This is a genomic window from Pararoseomonas baculiformis (genome assembly GCF_017813395.1).
GTDB lineage: Bacteria > Pseudomonadota > Alphaproteobacteria > Acetobacterales > Acetobacteraceae > Roseomonas > Roseomonas baculiformis.
Genome location: NZ_JAGIZB010000019.1, coordinates 78,105 through 97,382, shown reverse-complemented (window position 1 = coordinate 97,382; position 19,278 = coordinate 78,105). Strand labels below are relative to the sequence as shown.

At 70.5% G+C, this 19,278-nt stretch carries 18 protein-coding genes; 7 read left to right on the top strand and 11 right to left on the bottom strand.

The genetic code is table 11. The features are described 5' to 3' along the window. The 3 genes from dxs to J8J14_RS18130 all read left to right on the top strand — a co-directional run. Window positions 1–1,261, top strand: a 1,261-nt coding sequence (gene dxs, locus J8J14_RS18140) for a 1-deoxy-D-xylulose-5-phosphate synthase (protein ID WP_209380957.1), incomplete at its 5' end; no start/stop codon positions are given. A 77-nt stretch (window positions 1,262–1,338) separates the two neighbouring features. Then, complete coding sequence (hpnN, locus tag J8J14_RS18135) at window positions 1,339–3,942, top strand: hopanoid transporter HpnN (RefSeq protein ID WP_209380956.1); 2,604 nt, start codon at window positions 1,339–1,341, stop codon at window positions 3,940–3,942. 61 nt (window positions 3,943–4,003) lie between these two features. After that, window positions 4,004–4,744: an MlaA family lipoprotein gene (locus J8J14_RS18130; RefSeq protein WP_209380955.1), complete on the top strand. Its 741-nt coding sequence runs from the start codon at window positions 4,004–4,006 to the stop codon at window positions 4,742–4,744. 295 nt (window positions 4,745–5,039) lie between these two features. On the opposite strand, the gene J8J14_RS18125 is transcribed toward J8J14_RS18130, so the two are convergent. Further along, a complete protein-coding gene (locus tag J8J14_RS18125) occupies window positions 5,040–5,669 on the bottom strand; it encodes an ABC transporter substrate-binding protein (protein WP_209380954.1) in 630 nt (209 codons plus the stop codon). A gap of 59 nt (window positions 5,670–5,728) precedes the next feature. Beyond that, complete coding sequence (locus J8J14_RS18120; protein WP_209380953.1) at window positions 5,729–6,703, bottom strand: Bug family tripartite tricarboxylate transporter substrate binding protein; 975 nt, start codon at window positions 6,701–6,703, stop codon at window positions 5,729–5,731. 124 nt (window positions 6,704–6,827) lie between these two features. Between J8J14_RS18120 and J8J14_RS18115 the strand changes: the two genes are divergently transcribed. Next, window positions 6,828–7,793 (top strand): Bug family tripartite tricarboxylate transporter substrate binding protein, encoded by a 966-nt coding sequence (locus J8J14_RS18115; protein WP_209380952.1) that lies wholly within the window; start codon window positions 6,828–6,830, stop codon window positions 7,791–7,793. Window positions 7,794–7,840: 47 nt separating this feature from the next. On the opposite strand, the gene J8J14_RS18110 is transcribed toward J8J14_RS18115, so the two are convergent. The 7 genes from J8J14_RS18110 to J8J14_RS18080 all read right to left on the bottom strand — a co-directional run bounded on the left by J8J14_RS18110 (window position 7,841) and on the right by J8J14_RS18080 (window position 14,929). Next, the gene (locus tag J8J14_RS18110; RefSeq protein ID WP_209380951.1) at window positions 7,841–8,635 is read right to left on the bottom strand and encodes a class II aldolase/adducin family protein; all 795 of its coding nucleotides are present in this window, start codon (window positions 8,633–8,635) and stop codon (window positions 7,841–7,843) included. Window positions 8,636–8,731: 96 nt separating this feature from the next. Further along, window positions 8,732–9,877 carry a tricarballylate utilization 4Fe-4S protein TcuB gene (gene tcuB, locus J8J14_RS18105; RefSeq protein ID WP_209380950.1) on the bottom strand — a complete coding sequence of 382 codons (1,146 nt, stop codon included), beginning with the start codon at window positions 9,875–9,877 and terminating at the stop codon, window positions 8,732–8,734. Further along, on the bottom strand, window positions 9,864–11,261 hold the full coding sequence (gene tcuA / locus J8J14_RS18100) for an FAD-dependent tricarballylate dehydrogenase TcuA (RefSeq protein WP_209380949.1): 1,398 nt from the start codon (window positions 11,259–11,261) through the stop codon (window positions 9,864–9,866). The genes tcuB and tcuA overlap by 14 nt, the downstream gene beginning before the upstream one ends. Window positions 11,262–11,390: 129 nt before the next feature. Further along, window positions 11,391–12,056, bottom strand: coding sequence for a GntR family transcriptional regulator (locus J8J14_RS18095; RefSeq protein ID WP_342452483.1), 666 nt, complete (start codon window positions 12,054–12,056; stop codon window positions 11,391–11,393). 9 nt (window positions 12,057–12,065) lie between these two features. Then, entirely contained in the window at window positions 12,066–12,872 is an 807-nt protein-coding gene (locus tag J8J14_RS18090) for an ABC transporter ATP-binding protein (protein WP_456307526.1), read from the bottom strand. Between the two features lie 6 nt (window positions 12,873–12,878). Beyond that, window positions 12,879–14,033 carry a hypothetical protein gene (locus J8J14_RS18085; protein WP_209380947.1) on the bottom strand — a complete coding sequence of 385 codons (1,155 nt, stop codon included), beginning with the start codon at window positions 14,031–14,033 and terminating at the stop codon, window positions 12,879–12,881. Then, entirely contained in the window at window positions 14,030–14,929 is a 900-nt protein-coding gene (locus tag J8J14_RS18080; RefSeq protein ID WP_209380946.1) for a hypothetical protein, read from the bottom strand. Before J8J14_RS18080 ends, J8J14_RS18085 begins: the two co-directional genes overlap by 4 nt. Before the next feature lie 96 nt (window positions 14,930–15,025). Here J8J14_RS18080 and rfaE1 point away from each other — a divergent pair, with 96 nt between their 5' ends. Beyond that, window positions 15,026–16,507 (top strand): D-glycero-beta-D-manno-heptose-7-phosphate kinase, encoded by a 1,482-nt coding sequence (rfaE1, locus tag J8J14_RS18075; RefSeq protein WP_209380945.1) that lies wholly within the window; start codon window positions 15,026–15,028, stop codon window positions 16,505–16,507. A 39-nt stretch (window positions 16,508–16,546) separates the two neighbouring features. On the opposite strand, the gene J8J14_RS25645 is transcribed toward rfaE1, so the two are convergent. Continuing rightward, window positions 16,547–17,209: a DUF4142 domain-containing protein gene (locus J8J14_RS25645; protein ID WP_209380944.1), complete on the bottom strand. Its 663-nt coding sequence runs from the start codon at window positions 17,207–17,209 to the stop codon at window positions 16,547–16,549. A gap of 39 nt (window positions 17,210–17,248) precedes the next feature. After that, window positions 17,249–17,722: an MmcB family DNA repair protein gene (locus J8J14_RS18065; RefSeq protein ID WP_209380943.1), complete on the bottom strand. Its 474-nt coding sequence runs from the start codon at window positions 17,720–17,722 to the stop codon at window positions 17,249–17,251. A 73-nt stretch (window positions 17,723–17,795) separates the two neighbouring features. Between J8J14_RS18065 and J8J14_RS18060 the strand changes: the two genes are divergently transcribed. Next, complete coding sequence (locus J8J14_RS18060) at window positions 17,796–18,320, top strand: YcgN family cysteine cluster protein (protein WP_209380942.1); 525 nt, start codon at window positions 17,796–17,798, stop codon at window positions 18,318–18,320. Beyond that, window positions 18,317–19,264, top strand: coding sequence for a dihydrodipicolinate synthase family protein (locus tag J8J14_RS18055; RefSeq protein WP_209380941.1), 948 nt, complete (start codon window positions 18,317–18,319; stop codon window positions 19,262–19,264). The genes J8J14_RS18060 and J8J14_RS18055 overlap by 4 nt, the downstream gene beginning before the upstream one ends. Window positions 19,265–19,278: the final 14 nt, after the last annotated feature.

Sequence of the window (19,278 nt, the reverse complement as noted above, 5' to 3'; positions counted from 1 at the left end):
GGACGAGTATGCCCGCGGCATGCTCACGGGCGGCACGCTCTTTGAGGAGATGGGCTTCTACTATGTCGGCCCGATCGACGGGCACGACCTCGACCACCTGCTGCCCGTGCTGCGCAACCTGCGCGAGGCCGAGGAGAGCGGGCCCATCCTGCTCCATGTGGTCACCCAGAAGGGCAAGGGCTACGCCCCCGCCGAGGCCTCGGCCGACAAGTACCACGGCGTGGTCAGGTTCAACGTCGTCACCGGCGAGCAGGCCAAGGCGCCCCCGGGGCCGCCCTCCTACACCAAGGTTTTCGCCAACGCGCTCATCGCCGAGGCCGAGGCCGACCCGCGGATCGTGGCGGTCACGGCGGCCATGCCCAGCGGCACGGGGCTGGACGCCTTCGAGAAGCGCTTCCCCCGCCGCAGCTTCGACGTGGGCATCGCCGAGCAGCACGCGGTCACCTTCGCCGCCGGCATGGCCACCGAGGGGCTCCGGCCCTTCGTCGCCATCTACTCGACCTTCCTCCAGCGCGCCTATGACCAGCTGGTCCATGACGTGGCGCTGCAGAACCTGCCCGTGCGCTTCGCCATGGACCGGGCCGGGCTGGTGGGGGCGGATGGGGCGACCCATGCCGGGGCCTATGACATCGCCTATCTCGGCTGCATCCCGAACATGACCCTCATGGCCGCCGCCGACGAGGTGGAGCTGATGCACATGGTGGCCACCGCAGCCGCCCATGACAGCGGGCCCATCGCCTTCCGCTACCCGCGCGGCGAGGGCACCGGGCTCGAACTCCCGGCCCGCGGCACCCCGCTTCCCATCGGCCGCGGCCGCGTGCTGCGCGAGGGCAGCAGCATCGCCATCCTCTCCTACGGCACCCGCCTCGCCGAGGCCCTGAAGGCCGCCGACGAACTCGCCGCCCAGGGCCTCTCCTGCACCGTCGCCGATGCCCGCTTCGCAAAGCCGCTCGATACCGAACTCCTCGAGCGGCTGGCCCGCAACCATGCCGTCCTCGTCACCGTCGAGGAAGGATCGGTGGGCGGCTTCGGCTCCCTCGTCGCCCAGCACCTCGCCCATGCCGGCCTGCTGGACGGCGGACTGCGCTTCCGCCCCCTCGTCCTGCCCGACACCTATATCGACCACGACAACCCTAAAAAGCAGTACGACCTCGCCGGCCTCAACGCACCACAGGTCGCCGCCACCGCACGACACGCTCTGGGGAGGGACAGGACAGGGCGCTCCAGCGCCCCCGATCGCCGCGGCGCGATGGCAAGCTGAACCCTGGCGGTGTATCCGGGCGCGGTCCGCCGCCCCGGACGCAGAGGGGCGGCCCGAACCATGCGTGGGGCGCCGCCGTGAAGACCAGTCCATCGCTCATCGGCCGCGTCACCGCCTTCAGTGCCGCCCGGCCCTGGCTGGTGCTGCTGCTGGGCCTCGTCCTCTCCGCCGCCGCGCTGTTCTACACCACGCGCCATTTCGCCATGACCACGGACACGGCGGAACTGATCTCCACCGATCTTGAATGGCGCCAGCGCGAGATCGCCTATGGCGCCGCCTTCCCGCAGAAGCAGGACCAGATCGTCGCCGTGATCGACGGCGCCACGGCCGAGATCGCCGAAGCGGCCGCCACGCGCCTCACGGACGCACTGCGGGAGCAACCCGCCCTGTTCCGCAGCGTGCGGCGCCCGGATGGCGGCCCCTTCTTCGACCGCAACGGCCTCCTCCTCCTGCCACTGGAGGAGGTGCAGGCCACCGCGGAACAGCTCATCCGCGCCCAGCCCTTCCTGGGTCCGCTCGCGGCCGATCCCAGCCTGCGCGGCGTGCTCGGCAGCCTCTCCACGGTGCTGGAGGGCGTGGCGCGCGGCCAGGCCGGGCTGCGCGACATCGCCCCCGCCGCCAGCGCCCTGGCCGAGAGCTTCGAGGCCGTGCTGGCCGGCCGGCCCGCCTTCTTCTCCTGGCGCAGCCTGATCGCTGGCAGCCCACCCGGTCCGCGGGAGACGCGGCGCTTCATCCTGGTGCAGCCCGTGATGGATTACGGCGCGCTGCAGCCCGGCGAGGCCGGCAGCCAGGCCATCCGCGAGATGGCCAGGCGCCTGGACCTCGATCCCGCTCATGGCGTCACCCTGCGCCTGACCGGCCCCGTGCCGCTGGCGGACGAGGAATTCGCAAGCCTGGCCGAGGATGCGGAACTGGTCACCGGCGCCATGGTGCTGGCGCTGGTCGGCATCCTCTGGGTGGCGGTCCGCTCCGTCCGTTTCGTGCTTGCCATCCTTGCCACCACCTTTCTCGGCCTCATCATCACGGCCGGGCTGGGGCTGATGGCCACCGGGCGGTTCAACCTGATCTCCGTCGCCTTCATCCCGCTTTTCGTCGGGCTCGGCATCGATTTCAGCATCCAGCTCAGCGTGCGCTGCCTGGCGGAACGGCTGGTGCATCCGGATATCCGGAAGGCTCTGGCGGAGGCGGGGCGCGGCGTCGGGCGCAGCCTCGCCCTGGCGGCTGCGGCCATCGCCGCCGGCTTCTTCGCCTTCCTTCCAACAAGCTATATCGGCGTGGCCGAACTGGGGATGATCGCGGGGCTGGGCATGGGCATCGCCTTCCTGCTCAGCATCACCCTGCTTCCCGCCCTGCTCGTGCTGATGCGACCACCCGCCGGTGGCCGGGCGGAACTCGGCTATGCCGCCCTCGCCCCGGTGGAGCACGCCCTGCACCGCCACCGCCGCGCGGTGCTGGCCGCATCGGCCCTGGCTGCGGCCATCTGCCTTGCCCTGCTTCCCCTGGTCCGCTTCGACTTCAACCCGCTGAACCTGCGCAGCCCCAAGGTGGAGTCCATGTCCACCATCGCGGAGCTGATGGCGGACCCGGACCGAACGCCGAACACCATCAGCATCCTGCTCCCTTCCCTTGCGGAAGCCGAAGCGCTGGGCCGCCGGCTCGAGGCCTTGCCGGAGGTGCTGCGGACCGTTTCGCTCGCCAGCTTCATCCCCGCGCAGCAGGAGGAAAAGCTGGCCCTGGTGCAGGACGCCGCCATGCTGCTCGGCCCCACGCTGGAAGGGGTGGAACCCCTCCCGCCGCCGGATGATGCGGCGCTGCTGCGCAGCCTCAACGCCACCACGGCGGCCCTGCGCGATGCGGCGGGCCAGGGGCGGGAGGATGCGGCGGCGGCGGCCCGCCGCCTGGCCGATGCGCTCGCCCGCCTGGCTGCCGGCACCCCCGCCCAGCGCGCCGCCGCCGCGGAGGCCGTGGTCGCCCCGCTGAACACGTTGCTGGCCCAGACCCGCGCCCTGCTTTCCGCCGGCCCCGTCACCCTCGCCGATCTGCCGCCCGAACTGGTGGAGGACTGGACCGCGCGCGACGGTCGCCTGCGGCTGGAGGTCTATCCGCGCGGCAACCCGAACGACAACGACGTCCTGCGCCGCTTCGCGGAAGCCGTGCAGGCCGTGGCGCCGGAAGCGGTGGGCGTGCCCATCTCCATCCAGGCGGCGGGGGACATGATCGTCACCGCCTTCCTCCAGGCCGGCTTTCTCTCCGCCCTCGCGGTCGTCATCCTTCTCGCCCTGGTGCTGCGGCGGGCGAAGGACGTGCTGCTGGCCATGCTGCCCGTGCTGCTCAGCGGAATGCTCACCCTCGCCACCTGCGCGGCGCTCGACCTGCCGCTGAACTTCGCCAACATCATCGCCCTGCCGCTGCTCTTCGGCATGGGGGTGGCCTTCAACATCTATTTCGTCATCGCCTGGCGCGCGGGGGAGCACGAGCTTCTGCAATCCAGCCTGACCCGTGCCGTGATCTTCAGCGCCCTCACCACTGCCACGGCCTTCGGTGCGCTCTGGTTCTCCAGCCATCCCGGCACGGCCAGCATGGGCCGGCTGCTGATGATCTCGCTGGGATGGGAGCTCCTGGTCACGCTGATCTTCCGCCCTGCGCTGCTGGCCGTGCCGCCGAAGCACCCTGCCGCGTAATTCACGGGCTCTTGCGCGATTGGCGGCTGTGCCCTGGCGCGGCGGCCACTATGCTCCCCCCATGCTCCGTCGCAGCCTTCCGCTCATCCTCGCCGCCACCCTCTCGCTTGGCGCCTGCGCCACACGAGGAACGGATGGCGAGCTGGCCTCCACGCCGGGCGACCCGCTGGAGCCGATCAACCGCGACATCCTGGACGCCAACCTGGCCGTGGACGACGCGGTGCTGCGCCCGGTGGCGCTGGGCTATCGCGAGGTGGTGCCCGAATTCGCCCGCACCGGGATCCGCAACGCCCTCGACAACATCTCGGAGCCGCGCATCCTCGCGAACAATCTCCTCCAGGGCCGCTTCCTCGATGCCGGGCACACGACGATGCGGTTTTTCTTCAACTCCACCGTGGGCCTCGGCGGGCTCTTCGACGTGGCCACCGATTTCGGCATCGCCCGCCGCACCGGCGATTTCGGGCAGACCCTCTACAGCTGGGGCCTGGATGACGGGCCCTATCTCATGCTTCCCCTCGCCGGCCCTTCCAACACGCGGGACACGGTGGGCATGGTAGCCGATGGCTTCATGAACCCGATCAGCTGGCTGCTGCCCTTCGAGGCGAATGTCGCTCGCACCGTGGTGGGCGGCATCGACCTGCGCGAGCAGAACATCGAGGGGCTGGACCAGCTCCGCAGCGGCTCGCTGGACTTCTACGCAAGGCTGCGCAGCGTGTGGCAGCAGCGCCGCAACGCTGAGCTGGGCCGGGTCGGCGATACCGGCGACCGGATCGACGTGCTTGAGGACCCGGGCGCTCAATAAGCCGCTCCAGACCGTGCGGCGTCGGTCCTGAACTGCCGGTTACCGGAGAGGGCTCTGCCCTCTCCGGACCTCACCCGCCAAGGGCCTGAGGCCCTTGGAACCCCGTCTGGCTGCCGCGGATGCGATGCACCAGGGATTTCTTATTCTCTATCCTGACCTTGCAGTCTCCTCCGGTCATGGACCGGAGGCGCACCGTCAGCGAAACCGCTCCAACTGCTAGAAAAAGATGATGGTGAGGGGTCCGGGGAGAGGAAGAATTCCTTCTTCCTCTCCCCGGGGGCCGCCAGCGGAGAAATCACCCCCGCAGCAGTTGCTCCGTCTGCTGCCGCAGTTCCGCCGCCAGCCGGTCAGCCCCGCCCTGCTGCAGCAGGGTGGCGAATTCAGAGCGGCGGGAAGCCAGCTCGCTGATCGTGCCGGTGAGATACACGTCCACGATACGCCAGCCCGCGCTGGTATTGCGCATCAGGTAGTTCAGCTGCACCGGCGCGTCATTCACCCGGTTGAGGCTGGTGCGGACCAGGCGATCGCCATTCTGCAGCGTGGTCTCGCCCGTGGTGGTGAAGCTTTCGCCGGAAAAGCCGTTGAAGCGGTTGGCATAGGTCGCGATGGACCAGTTGGAGAAGGCCTGGATAAGGGCGGATTGCTGCTCCGGCGCCATGCGAGACCAGGAGGGCCCCACCGCGATGCGCGTCATCGCCGCCAGGTCGAAGGCGGAGTTCATTGCGGGCTGCAGCCGCTGGTAGCGCCCGCGGATGCCGAGTTGCCGCGCGTTGCGCATCAGGTCGATCAGCGTGGCGTGGAACCCCTCAACCACCTGAGACGGCGCCGCCTGGGCCTGGGCGGCGCCCGGTGCGGCCAGGGCCGCCCCAAGGCCCAGGAGCAGGAAACGGCGGGAGGAGCGGGGTATGGAGGATAGGTGATCCATCCCCCGAACCTAGCATGCGCGAGCCTGCCGCGCCCCTGCCAAGCGCGCGAGCGGCGCCCCTAGCCCGCCGTGACCTTCGCGGCGCGGATCACGGGCGCCCAGAGGTCGAATTCCTCACGAACGAAGGCGTTGAGCGCCTCGGGCGCCGAAGGCTCTGCCTCGGTTCCCAGCTCGGCGAGCCTTGCCTTGGTGGTAGGGTCCGTCAGGCATTCCTTCACGGCAGCATTCAGCCGGGCCATGATCTCCCGCGGGGTGGCACGCGGAGCGAAGAGCGCGGTCCAGGAACGCACGGCAAAGCCGGGCACGCCGGATTCCGCCACGGTGGCGATCTCGGGCTTCAGCGCCGAGCGGCGGTCCCCCGCCACCGCCAGGATTTTCACCGTGCCCGCATTGTCCTGCGGCAGCGCGGTGGGCAGGTTCAGGAAGGCCATCGAGACCTGCCCCGCGACGAGGTCGTTCAGCGCCGGCCCGCCGCCGCGATAGGGCACATGCACGATCTCGACGCCCGCCTTCATGGCGAAGAGCTCGCCCGCCAGATGCTGCGATCCGCCAACGCCCGACGAGGCGAAGGAGTGCCGGCCGGGCTCGCGCTTCAGCAGCTCCAGCAGGCCGGGCAGGTCCTTCACGCCCAGCTTGTTGGCCACCGTCAGCGCCAGCGGCACGTCCACCAGCATGGAAACACCCGCGAAGGCCTCGCGCGGATCCGGAATCGAGCCCGGCGCCACGATCGGATACATGACGTGGTTGCTGGCGGAGGAAACGAGGAACAGGCTGCCATCCGCTGGCCCGCGCGCCACCGCCGCCGTGCCGATCGAGCCGCCCGCGCCGGTGCGGTTCTCCACCACGAAAGACTGGCCAAGTATGGCCTGCAGCTTCGGTGCCAGAAGCCGCGCCACCACGTCGTTCGACCCGCCCGCCGCATAGGGAACAAGCAGCGTCACCGGGCGATCCGGCCAGCCACGCTGCGCGATGGCAGGCATGGCAAGCGAAGCGCCCGACATCGCCAGCAACCCACGCCTTCCGAACCTCTCCATGTTTCTCTCCCTTTGATCCGAGCCGTTATCCAGGCCCGACGAATTGAATTGCATATGCAGCGTGCGCTGCATGACGATACCGGAACAGAGCCGGAAGTGAACGGCCGGAACCGGAGGAAACAGCATGACCACGCGCCGCAACCTGCTGCTGGCCGCGCCAGCTCTTGCCCTCGCATCCCGTGCGGTTGCGGCATCCTGGCCGGAACGGCCGGTCCGCGTCATCGTGTCCTTCACGGCGGGCGGCACGACGGACATCATCGCGCGCCTCGTCGGGAACCATCTCTCCGAGAGCTGGGGCCAACCGGTGGTGATCGAGAACCGGCCCGGCGCCGGCGGCAATATCGGCACGGAACATGTCGTTCGCTCCGCCCCGGATGGCTACACGCTGCTCGTCGGCTCGGTCGGGCCGCTCGCGGTGAACCAGTCGCTCTACCGCAACATGCCCTATGACACGCGGCGGGACCTCGCGCCCGTCACGCTGCTCGCGGGCGTGCCGAACATCCTTGTCGTCCGGCCGGAACATCTCGCCCGCGACCTTCCGGCGCTGCTGCAGCTGGCGAAGGAGAAACCGGGGGCGCTGTCCTACGGCTCGACGGGCGTCGGCACCTCGTCGCATCTCTCGGGCGCAATGATGGACCAGATGGCGGGCACCCGGACCACGCATGTTCCCTATCGCGGCGCGGTAGCGCTGAACGACCTCCTGAGCGGCCGCATCGACTTCATGTTCGCCACCATCCCCTCGGTCATCGAACAGATTCGTGCGGGCAAGCTGCGGGCGATGGCGGTGAGCAGCCAGCACCGCTCCCGTTCCGCGCCCGATGTGCCGACGATGGTGGAGCTGGGCTTCGCGGGCTTCGATGCCTCCTCCTGGTTCGGCATCGCCGCGCCGGCCGGCACGCCGCCAGCCATCGTGCAGAAGATCGCGGCCGATGCCGCCGCCATCGTCAAACGGCCCGAGCTCGAGAAGCAGATGGTGGACCAGGGTGCGGATCCGGTGGGAAGCACGCCCGCGGAGTTCGGCACCTTCATCGACACGGAGATCAAGCGCTGGGCCGATGTGGTCCGGCTTTCCGGCGCGCGGGTGGAATAGCCCGCCCCCGGCCAGGGGGCACGCATCCCGCCCCCTGGCCGTGAGAGTCATTCGGCGTAGCTCGGGTCCAGCCGGTCCAGCATCCGCAGCAGGGCCGGCCATTCCATCACCCCGTAGGGACGGCGCACATTCGGCTGGTAGTTCTGGAAGGTGGCGTCCAGCACGGGCTGCGGCACCTGAACCAGCGGGGTGTTGCAGGCCATGGCCGCGAGCTGCGCCTTGCAGGACAGTTCCAGCCGGTGCAGCGCGTTGAATGCCTCCCCCACCGTGCGGCCCACCGTCAGCAGCCCGTGGTTCCGCAGGATCATGGCGTTGTTGTCGCCCAGGTTGCGGATCAGCCGCTCCTGCTCATCCAGGTTCAGCACCACGCCCTCATAGTCGTGGTAGCTGATATTGGTGAAGCGCATCGCCGTCTGCGTCAGCGGCAGCAGGCCGCATTGGAGGGATGAGACGGCCATGCCGGGCCAGGTATGGGTGTGGATGACGCAGTCGAGTTCATGCTTCGCGCCATGGATGGCGGAATGGATCACGTAGCCCGCGCGGTTGATGCCGAAGTCGAAATCCCCGTAGTCCGGCTTGTCGAGGATGGCGCCGCTGAGATCCACCTTGATGAGGGATGAGGCCGTGATCTCCTCATACATCATGCCATAGGGGTTGATCAGGAAGGCGTTGTCCTCCCCCGGCACGCGGACGGAGATGTGGTTCGCCATCATGTCCGCCATGCCGTAATGCGCGACCAGCCGGTATGAGGCCGCGCAATCGATCCGCGCCTGCCATTCAGCCGGCGAGACGCGTTCGCGCATCGGGCTGATGCGCAGCACCTTTCCCGCATTCTCCAGCATATCCGTTCCTCCCGCCCGTTTTCCCGGGGCGGCTTCTCCGCCGCCTCCGCCATTTTCCGCCCGGCCGCTTCGCCGGGCCAGTGTTTTCGTCCCGCTTCAGGCCGCCGAGCCGAGCGCGCGGTCGGAGGGCTTGTTGCCCGGCGGCGGCGTGGGGTGCCGCTCCAGCGCATGGCGCAGCAGCGCGCCGGACCGGTACACGCCATGCACCATCTTGCTGTAGGGCACGATCACGAACAGGGCGAGGATCACGCCCAGATGGATGGCGAGCAGCACGCCCATCGCCCCCGTCGCGCGCAGCCCCAGCAACAGCAGCCCGGTGAAGGCCGAGAGGAAGAGCAGGATGAGCAGGGCGTAGTCCGCCCCCAGCAGGTTGCGGGCCGCCGGCGCGGGATCGGAAACCACCTTCACCCAGATCAGCCCCGCCGTGCCGATGACCATGCCCACCCCGCCCCAGGTGCCGAGCTGCACGGGCAGGCTCCAGAAGGGATAGGGCGCGGGGTGCCCCATGATGTGGTCGTAGAAGGTCGCGGTGGTTGTGGAGGCGAAGCAGAGCAGGAAGCCGTAGAACATGAAGTGGTGGAACCGCCGCCGCAGCTGCGAGAATCCCTCGTCCACGTCGTTGCAGCCCCCTCCTCCGCCGCCCAGGTTCTTCAGCGTGAGGATGTCGTGCAGCGCCACGGCCAGCGGCTTCGGCCGCGTCAGCTCGTCGGGGCGTCCGCCCGTGTCGCGCCAGAAATTGCGGAACCCCATGCCAAGGGCGAGGATGGAGAAGAGGAAGGTTCCCCCGGCCAGCGTGACCATCAGCCACCACGGGATCACGCGGTAGAAGGCGCCGGGCCCGATCTGCGGCTGGTACAGCACGCGCGGATCCACCAGCGCCATGGTCAGGATGAGGGTCAGCGCGATGGCCGCCGCCGTGACGAGCGAGACCACGGTGCCGTTGCGCTTGAACAGCCCCGCCAGCGGACCGGGCCAGGCATATTCCTCATAGGTTTCCGCCCGCACCTGGGCGAGCACCTGGGGCAGGTTGATGTTGAAGGGATGCGGCGGCGCGTATTGGCAGGCGTAGTAGCAGCCGCGGCAGTTGTGGCAGAGATTGGCGATGTAGCTCAGGTCGCCGGTGCTGAATTCCCGGCGCATGGTCATCGCGGGAAAGACGGCGCAATAGCCCTCGCAGTAGCGGCAGGCGTTGCACACCTCCATCGCGCGGCGGGCATCGGTGGTGGCCTCAGTTTCGCGCATTCCTCGCGGCCTCCCTGCCCGCGATCCGTCCGAAGACGGTGCCGATCGCCATCCCGAAACCGGCCAGGTAGCCCTTGCCCAGGATGGAACCCGCCATGATCTCGCCCGAGGCGAAGAGGTTCGCGCTCGGCTTGCCGTCGTCCATCAGCACCCGCGCATTCTCGTCCACCTTCACGCCGAGATAGGTGAAGGTGATGCCGGGCCGCAGCGGATAGCCGAAGAAGGGCGGATCGGTGATGGGCCGCGCCCAATGCGTCTTGGGTGGCGCCAGCCCCTCCGTGCGGCAACCATCCAGGCCGGTGGGGTTGAATGCGCCGGGCACGCAGGCCGCGTTGAACGCGGCCACGGTCTTCTCCAGCGCCTCCGGCTCCAGCCCCAGCTTCACCGCCAGCTCGCCCAGCGTATCCGCCTTGATGGCGGGGAAGACGCTGGGCATGAACAGCCTCTCGGATTTCACGTCGATGATGGCATAGGCCACCTGGTCCGGCTGCTGCGCCACCAACCGGCCCCAGATCGCGTAGCGCTTGGGCCAGACATCCTCACCCTCGTCATAGAAGCGCTCGCCGTGCTTGTTCACGACGACGGAGAAGGGCACGCAGTCCAGCCGCGTGACGATGCCGCCATCGAATTTCGGCGCGCGCCCGTCGATCGCCACCGCATGGCACTGGGTGGGGTCGCCCACCTGTCCCACGCCCTGGTCCAGCAGGTTCCGCAGCACCTTTCCCTTGGCATAGGGCGTGCCGCGGATGAGGAAGTTCCGCGCCGCCGGGCCCCAACCCTTCTCCAGCCATTCCAGGTCGGCCTGGAAGCCGCCGGAGGAGGCGACCACGGTCTTCGCGCGCACCGTCTCGGGGAAGCCGCGGTGATCGATCACCACCTCCCGGACGAAGCCGTCCTCCATCCTCAGATCGACCGCCTCGGTGTCATAGAGGATCTCGATCCCAAGCCGCTCGGCGGTGGCGTAATAGGCATTCACCAGCGCCTTCCCGCCGCCGAGGAAGAAGGCGTTCGTCCGGCTCAGGCTCAGCGTTCCGGAAAGCGAGGGCTGGAAGCGCACCCCGCAGGCTTCCATGAAGGGCAGCGCCTCCTGGGTCAGGCGGATGGTCATGCGTGCCAGGTGCTCGTCCGTCTGCCCGCCCGTCACGCGCAGGAGGTCGTCCCAGTACTCGTCCTCCAGGTAGGCCTCGGTCAGCACCGATGTCGGGGCGGCGTGCATCGTCCGCATGTTGCGGGTGTGCCGGCTGTTGCCGCCGCGGAAGGCCTTGGGCGCGTGCTCGATCAGCATCACCGAGCACCCGGCCTGGCGCGCCGTTACGGCCGCGCAGAGGGCCGCATTCCCGCCGCCGATGACCAGAACGTCCCAGAGCCGCGAAAAATCCGGCATCTCCTCCCGCATCCCATTTTGTATGCCAGGGGATACGATCTTGACGGGCGCGTTTCAAGCCGCGCCCTCGATGAGCGTGGCTCGATACCGGCAGTGCCGTCCTGCAGGGGGAGGCCGGAAGGCCGGGGCTCAGCCCCGCCGTCCCTCCCAGTGCTCCAGCCCGATCCGTACCTTGAAGGCGTTCCGGATGTGCCGCCGCGCCGCCGCTTCCGCCGCGGCCGCGTCCCGCGCCTCGATCGCAGCCATGATGGCGGCATGCTCCTCCACCGATTCCGCGCCACGCTTCGGCACTGCCAGGGTGGTGCCCGCCAGCAGCGCCAGGGAGATCCGCATGTTCTCCAGCATGGCGTTCAGGAAGCGGTTGCGGGCGGAAAGCCGGATCTGGCGGTGGAAGGCGCGGTTGGTGGCGGCCAGCGCCACCGGATCCTCCAGCAGGCCCCGGTCGCGCTCCACCATCTCGCGCAGGATTTCCACCTCGGTGGCGGTGGCATGGGTGGCGGCCAGACCCGCCGCCGTGCCCTCCAGCACCTCCCGCATGTGGTAGAGCTCGGTCATCTGGCCGTAGTCCAGGCTGGCCACCACGGCGCCATGATGCGGCTCGTGCAGAACCAGCCCCTGCGCCTCCAGCCGCTTCAGCGCCTCGCGCACCGGGGTCCGGCTGATGCGGAAGCGCTCGGCCAGTTCCGCCTCGCGCAGCCGGGTGCCGGCCGGTAGGGCGCCACTGTCGATCGCCTCCAGCAGCAGGTCATAGGCCTCGGAGCCGGAGGAGCGGCTGGGCCTGGGCGCTTCGATCACCACCGCCCGCTACCCCGCCTGCCGGCCACGCGCGATATCCAGGAACACCTCCTCCAGGTCGTCGCGGCCATAGCGCTCCAGCAATTCGGACGGGGAGCCGCTATCCACCAGCCGCCCCTTCTTCAGCATCAGCACATGGTCGCAGAGCCGCTCCACCTCCGCCATGTTGTGGGAGGCGAGAAGGATCGCGCAGCCGCTCTCCGCCCGGTAGCGTTCCAGCCAGCTTCGCACCCAGTCCGCCGTGTCCGGGTCCAGGCTTGCCGTCGGCTCGTCCAGCAGCAGCACGTCCGGGTGGTTGATCAGGGATTTCGCCAGGGCCACGCGGGTCTTCTGCCCGGCGGAGAGATCGCCGGCCGGACGGTCCAGCAATTCGGTCAGGGAAAGCTGCCCGGCCAGCTCGGCAATCCGGCCGCCCGCATCCGCCACGCCGTAGAGATGCGCATAGACCTTCAGGTTCTCCCGCACGCTCAGCCGGTGCGGCAGGGCGATATAGGGCGAGGAGAAGTTGGCCCGCGCCAGGGCCGCGAAACGATCCCGCGCCATGTCATGGCCCAGCACGCGCACATGGCCCGCGCTGGGGATCAGCAAGCCCAGCAGCATGGAGATGGTGGTGCTCTTGCCGGCGCCATTGCCGCCGAGCAGCCCGAAGGTGGCGCCCCGCGGTAGGATGAAGCTCAGGGAATCCACGGCCAGCACCTCGCCATAGCGCTTGGTCAGCCCCTCGGCGGCGATGGCGGGGGCGGCGGGATCGGTGGCGTGGCGCATGGCAGGGGCATAGGCCCCGGCACGGCGGCCGGCCAGGACGGTCCGCTTCACAAGGCATCATTGCCGCAGGTGCCGGTCCGTCGCGCGGCCCTGGAACAAGGTGATCCCGTTCTCCCAGCCCCAGGCGATGGCCGCGGTGCGGTCCGCCCCCGTCAGCACCACCGGCAGCCCGGCCCGCGTCACGGCCGCCAGCGGTCCGGGATCGGCCGGCAGGGAGTCCGACCAGGCCAGGCGCAGCATCCCTGCCCCGATCCGCCCTGGCGGCAACAACGCCAACGCCGCGCCGCACCCCGCCTCCAAGGCCAGCCCATAGCCGCGGCTGACGGCCAGGTCCCGCCCGAGCGCGAAGCCCGCCGAGTCCGACAGGATCCCGGCGGCCGGGATGCACAGCGTCAGCATCGGCCGCACGGCGCCAGGCAAACGCCCATCCATGGCCAGGAACGCATCCGACGTCAGCGCCGCCACCGAGAGCGAGAGATGCAGCGGCCGAGGTGCCGCCAGCCATTCCGGCCGCGCGATCCCCGCCAGCATCCGCAGCTCCAGCGAAAGGCGCAGCTGCGCGGCCAGGGCTGGCACATCCTCCAGCCCCTGCCCGGGCAGCAGCCGGTCCCGCAGCGCGCCGGGCATGGGAGCGACGGATTCAGCGAGGATTCCGGATTCTCCCTCCGGCGTCAGCCGGCAGAGAGGCTGGCGGCGCAGATAGGGCGCGGGATCGGCCTGGGCCAGCCCCGGAAGGATCGCGGCCAGGGACGCGGCTTCCAGCGGCGGCAAGGCGGCGCGGGGTTCCGGCGCGGGCGGGGCAAGGCCCAGGCTTTCCTCCAGCACGGCCAGCAGCGCGCCCGATTCCTCCGGCAGCCGCAGGCTGCGGATCACCTGCACCAGCGCCGCCTCCTCCACCGCCCCGTCCAGCACCCGCAGCACCGCCGGGCGCAGCGTGTCCGGCGGGGCGGTAGCCACGGCCATGTCGCCATCGGGCAGGTGGAAAACGCGCGCGCGGCGGGCGTGCTGGGGCAGGGCCAGCGCCTCCCGCAGAAGGCGGCGGTGATGCGGGCGATCGAGCCCCCTGGGCAGGCGGGAAAGGCGCAGCCACAGGACGTCCCGCACGGAACCGGAGGCCAGGCAGCGGCGGACAAGCGCCGCCAGCTCCGCCGCGCCGCCCTCCGGCCCTGTGAGGGGTGGCGGGTCCGGCAGTGCCAGCCCCTGCGCTTTCATCCGCCCCTCCGTCGCAGCGCGGCCAGAACCCGGTCGGGTTCCGGGCCGCTGAAGCGGGCGATCCCCCGCGCCAGCCCCCAGCGCAGCCCCGCCTCGTCCTCGACCCCCTCCAGCACCACGCGGCCCGGGCCGAGCAGGCCCCAGAAGGTGGCCGGAAGCAGGTCGAGGGCGGGTTCATAGGCCAGGTGCAGCACCTGGGCCCGGAGATAGGCCGGATCCACCATTCCCAGCGCGGCAGCGGCCGGCCCATCCACGGCGAAAGGCACGGGGGGTGGGCTGGCCAGGGCACGGGGGGGAAGCACGGGAAGGAAGGGCGGCGCACCGCGTGGCGGCAGCACCTCGGGCGGAAGGTCCAGATGCAGGGGCCCTTCCCCGGGCCAGGGCAGGGCCGCGATGCGGCGTGCCACCAGCTCCCATCCATGGGCCTGCCAGGGAGCGCCGACCCAGCCCGCGCCCAGCGCCGCGGCGATGGCGGCCCGGTCCGGCCGCAGGCGCCAGCCAGCAGGGCGGGGCATCCCCCCCGCGCCGAAGCCGAGGATGGCCCGGCGTTCCACCAGTTGCTCGATGGGGCGGGTGGCCAGCATGGCTTCCAGCCCCCTTTGCCCGGGCGCGGGCGGCGGCGGGGCGGCCAGGGCTTCGGTCACCAGCGCGGCGTCACGGCCATGCAGCACGGCGGCCAGGGTACGGCGGGCCACCTCCAGTGCCGGTGGGGCCGCGACCAGGCGCCAGCCTCCATCCTCATCTGCCGAAGCGCGCCCGCCGCGGCGGCGGGCCGCATCCTCCAGCAGGGCGCAGGCGACACGATGGGCCTCCGGCGCCAGGGCCGGGCCCGGGCGGAACAGGAGGGCCGCGAGCGGCGCCGGCCCATCCTGGGCCGGATGCGTGACAGGGAACATCACGGCACCGAATCTGCACCTCCCGCGGTTAATGCTTGGTCACCGAGGGCAACGCCCGGTTGCCACCCGCCCCGGCGGCGGGCTACGCCGGATGCGATGAACGGCGCCGCGCCCGATACCCCTGCCTTGCCCATGGCCGCCGCCGACCTCGCGGAGGCCGTGCGTTCCCTCCGGCGTGCCTCGGTGCTGGTGGTCGGCGACGCCATGCTGGACCGCACGGTCTATGGCCATGTGAACCGCATCTCGCCCGAGGCCCCCGTGCCCGTGCTGAGCGTGGAGCGCGAGGTGGCCATGCCCGGCGGGGCCGGGAACGTGGTGCGCAACCTCACCGCCCTCGGCACCTCGGTCGCCTTCCTCTCCGTTGTCGGGGATGACCAGGCCGGGTCGGACCTCACCGGGCTGATCGGCGGCCAGCCCGGGGTGGAACCCTGGCTGCTGGTGCAGGGCGGCCGCGCCACCACCACCAAGACCCGCTTCATCGCCTCCGGCCAGCAATTGCTGCGCGCGGACCAGGAGGTGGCGCAGCCCATCCACCCGCGCCTCGCGGACCGGCTGGTTCGCATCGCGCAGGACACGGTGGCGGCCACCAAGGTGATGATCCTGTCGGACTACCGGAAGGGCGTCCTGGCCGGGGACGTGCCGGAACGGCTGATCGCCGCCGCCCACGCGGCCGGCCGCCGCGTGGTGGTGGACCCCAAGGGAGAAGACTTCTCCCTCTATTCCGGGGCGGACCTTCTGGTGCCGAACCGCGCGGAGCTGCGCCGCGCCACGGGCATGAGCGTGGAGAGCGAGCACTCCCTCCTCGCCGCCGCCCGTGCCATGCGGGACCGGTTGGGGATCGGCGCCGTGCTCGTCACCCGCGGGCGGGACGGCATGACGCTGCTGGACGGCGACGCCGTGCACCACTTCCCCGCCGAGGCGGCGGAGGTGGTCGATGTCTCCGGCGCCGGCGACACGGTGGTGGCGGTGGTCGCGGCAGGGCTGGCGGCGGGACTGCCCCTGCCTGTGGCGGCCCGGCTCTCCAATGTCGCGGCCGGGCTGGTCGTCGGCAAGCTCGGCACGGCGGTGGCGCGCGACACGGACATGCTGGAGGCGATGAGCGGCGAGCATGGCACGCTGCGCAAGATCGTCTCCCGCAGCCGCGCCGCGGAGCTGGCGGAGCGCTGGCGCCGCCGCGGCTGGCGCGTGGGCTTCACCGACGGGCATTTCGACCTGCTGCGTCCCGGCCATATGCACCTGCTGGAACAGGCGCGGCGCTGGTGCGACCGGGTGATCGTGGGCGTGCAGACCGACGCCGCCGTGCGGCGCGTGAAGGGCCCGGCGCGCCCCATCCAGGCCGAAGCGGCCCGGGCCGCCGTGATCGCCTCCCTGCCCAGCGTCGATCTCGTCACCTTCTTCGACGAGGACACGGCCGAGGCCGCGATCGAGGCCATCCGCCCGGACCTGCTGGTGAAGGGCGCCGATCGCCGGATCGACGAGGTGGTGGGCGGCCTGATGGTGCAGGAATGGGGCGGCGTCGTGCGCCTGGCCGAGCTGCTGCCGGAACGGGCGATCAGCGCCGCCGATATCGGCCGCTAAGGCGCGGCGGCGGGTTGCCGCCGCGCCCTCGCGCCCGCCTCAGCGGCGGCCGCGCAGCGTCCCGATGTCGATCAGGTGCTCCCGGATCCGGTCGCTGGCCAGCAGCGCGGTGATCTTGTCCGGGGTGGGCGCCTGGCCCTCGACGATGGCGGTGGTGAGGTTCAGCAGCTCCTGGTGGCCCTGCTCCTGCACCTCCAGGAAAAGCTGGTCGAAGGCCTCGCCACTGGTGGACTGCAGGCGCTGGATCGTCTGGTACTTCTGGCCGCCGAACTGGGGCTCGGGGAAGTTGTGGCCGGCCATCTTCATGGCCTGCGCCACGGCCTCCTGCTCCCGCGCCTCGAAATTGGCGAAGCGCTTCACCTCGGCATTGGTGGCCTTCTCCATGCCCATCCGCGCGGTGGCGAGGGAGAAGGCGCCGGCCTCATGCGTCATCTTGGCCAGCTGCTCGGGCTGCATGCCCGCAAGGTTCATGGGCGGGGTATTGGCCTGGGGCGTCGCGCCCGCGGCAGGGGCACGGGTGGCACCGGCGCCCTGGCCCTGGGGCTGGCTCTGGGCCTGGGCCATGGCGGGAACGAGGGCTGCACCCGCGAGGGCGAGCGGAAAGCTGCGGCGAAGCATGTCGGGGATCTCCGAGAAGGCGCCCTGGGGGGAACGGGCGCGGTGGGAGAACGGCCAGGCGCAGAAGCGGTTCCGCGCGGCCACGCCATCAAAGACGCAGGAGGCGGGTCTTGACGAACAGCGCTACTCGCAGAGAAGCGCGGCCCGCATCTCCTGCGCGCCCACGGGGTCGCAGGCGGCGGCGAGCCGGCCCGCCGCCAGCACGGCATAGCGGTGCATCAGGGATTTCCGGCGGGCGCCGGCCAGGGCCTTGTGCTCCGTGTCCCGCACCAGCACCGCGTCGAAGCCGTCGCTGACGATCAGCCCGATCTTCTCGGGGATGAGTTCCTGCGGGAAATCGCAATCGACCGCGAAATAGAGCCGGTCGCACCAGTCCCGGTACTCGTGCCACTTGTTGTCCGAAAGGAAGTCGCGCGGGCCCGACTTCACCTCGATGGCGTAGAGATGCCCCTCGGGTGTCAGGGCCATGATGTCCAGCCGCCGGCCGCAGGGAATGGGCATCTCGGCCAGGGGCGCCCAGCGGTTGCGGGCGCAGAAGCGCATGGCGGCGCGGCAGGTGGCGGCCGTGCGCTCGGGCATGCTCAGGTCCAGCGGCATGTTCCCGTTTCGCCCCATGGGGCCGGGCAGGTCAAGCTTTCCGTCCGCTCTGCCCCGGGTGTAGAGGAACGGCGTGTCAGACCCCCTGCCTTTCTGGAAGCGGAAGTCCCTTTCGGCCATGACCCGGGCCGAATGGGAATCCCTGTGCGATGGCTGCGGCCGCTGCTGCCTGCACAAGATCCGCGACGAGGAGACGGAGGAGATCCACTTCACCAATGTCGCCTGCCGCATGCTGGATACCCAGGGCTGCGGCTGCCGCGACTATGCCAATCGGCGCGACCATGTGCCGGATTGCGTGCAGCTGAAGCCCAAGATGCTGGCGGCGCTGGACTGGCTGCCGCCCACCTGCGCCTATCATATCCTCGCCCGCGGCGGGGATCTGCCGGACTGGCACCCGCTGGTCTCGGGCGATCCGGAAAGCGTGCACAAGGCCGGCATTTCCGTGCGCGGCCGCGCCATTTCGGAGCGCGAGGCCGGGGCGCTGGAAGATCATGTGGTGACCTGGCCGGGCCGCTGGCCGCCCGGGTCCCGCAAGGGGGGCCAGGCGCCCCGCGCGGCGGTGGCCGCGGCCAAGGCGAAGGGAAGGAAAGCCGGATGACGGATGCGCTTTACGCGGGGGTGAATGCCGCGCTGATCACGGCGGTGCATGCGGATCTCTCGCCCGACCACCGGCGCACCGCCCATCTCGCGAAATGGCTCCTGGCCAATGGCTGCAACAGCATCGGCGTGCTCGGAACCACCGGCGAGGCCAATTCCTTCGGCCTGAACGAGCGCCGCGAGATCCTGGAGAAGCTGGCCCGCAACGGCATCCCGGTTGCGCGCATGATGCCCGGCACGGGCTTCACCAACATCACCGACACGGTGGAGATGTCGCGCCATGCACGCGACCTCGGCTGCCCCGGCGTGCTGGTCCTGCCGCCTTTCTACTACAAGAACCCCAGCGAGGACGGGCTCTTCGCCTATTACTCGGAGGTGATCGAGCGGATCGGCGGCGGGCTGGCGATCTATCTCTACCACTTCCCCGCCCAATCCGCCGTGCCGCTGACGGTGGAACTGGTGGGGCGCCTCATCGAGGCCTTCCCCGGCGTGGTGCGCGGCATCAAGGACAGCACGGGCGATGCTGCCCAGACCGAGGCCTATATCCGGGCCTTCGCCTCGCGCGGCTTCGAGGTCTATCCGGGCGGGGACAGCCTGTTCCAGCGCATGCTCGGCCTGGGTGCCGCCGGCTGCATCACGGCCGCCACCAATCTCAGCTGCCGCTTCGCCCAGCAGGTCTACACCCACCGCACCGGGCCGGAGGCGGATGCGGGCCAGGCCATGATGAACAGCTGCCGCGCCGCCGCCGGCACCGTGCCCCTGATCCCCGGCCTGCGCGAGATCATCGCCCGCAGCACCGGGGATGACGGCTGGCGCCAGATCCGCCCGCCGCATACCCGCCTGACCCGGGAGGAGGCGGACCGCGTCTGGGCCGCCTGGCAGGCCACGGGCGCCCTGCCCCTGCCCGGGCTGGAAGACGCCGGGCTGCTCCGGGACGCGGCCTGAGCACCGCATGAGCC

What these genes read in the sequence shown, in the direction of transcription:
- tcuB (WP_209380950.1), bottom strand. Translation starts at nt 9,877, where the DNA reads ATGCGCGAAACTGAGGCCACCACCGATGCCCGCCGCGCGATGGAGGTG.
- tcuA (WP_209380949.1), bottom strand. Translation starts at nt 11,261, where the DNA reads ATGCCGGATTTTTCGCGGCTCTGGGACGTTCTGGTCATCGGCGGCGGG.
- J8J14_RS18055 (WP_209380941.1), top strand. Translation starts at nt 18,317, where the DNA reads ATGACGGATGCGCTTTACGCGGGGGTGAATGCCGCGCTGATCACGGCG.
- J8J14_RS18110 (WP_209380951.1), bottom strand. Translation starts at nt 8,635, where the DNA reads ATGCTGGAGAATGCGGGAAAGGTGCTGCGCATCAGCCCGATGCGCGAA.
- J8J14_RS18130 (WP_209380955.1), top strand. Translation starts at nt 4,004, where the DNA reads ATGCTCCGTCGCAGCCTTCCGCTCATCCTCGCCGCCACCCTCTCGCTT.
- J8J14_RS18080 (WP_209380946.1), bottom strand. Translation starts at nt 14,929, where the DNA reads ATGTTCCCTGTCACGCATCCGGCCCAGGATGGGCCGGCGCCGCTCGCG.
- J8J14_RS18065 (WP_209380943.1), bottom strand. Translation starts at nt 17,722, where the DNA reads ATGCCGCTGGACCTGAGCATGCCCGAGCGCACGGCCGCCACCTGCCGC.
- J8J14_RS18085 (WP_209380947.1), bottom strand. Translation starts at nt 14,033, where the DNA reads ATGAAAGCGCAGGGGCTGGCACTGCCGGACCCGCCACCCCTCACAGGG.
- J8J14_RS18115 (WP_209380952.1), top strand. Translation starts at nt 6,828, where the DNA reads ATGACCACGCGCCGCAACCTGCTGCTGGCCGCGCCAGCTCTTGCCCTC.
- rfaE1 (WP_209380945.1), top strand. Translation starts at nt 15,026, where the DNA reads ATGAACGGCGCCGCGCCCGATACCCCTGCCTTGCCCATGGCCGCCGCC.
- J8J14_RS18125 (WP_209380954.1), bottom strand. Translation starts at nt 5,669, where the DNA reads ATGGATCACCTATCCTCCATACCCCGCTCCTCCCGCCGTTTCCTGCTC.
- J8J14_RS18120 (WP_209380953.1), bottom strand. Translation starts at nt 6,703, where the DNA reads ATGGAGAGGTTCGGAAGGCGTGGGTTGCTGGCGATGTCGGGCGCTTCG.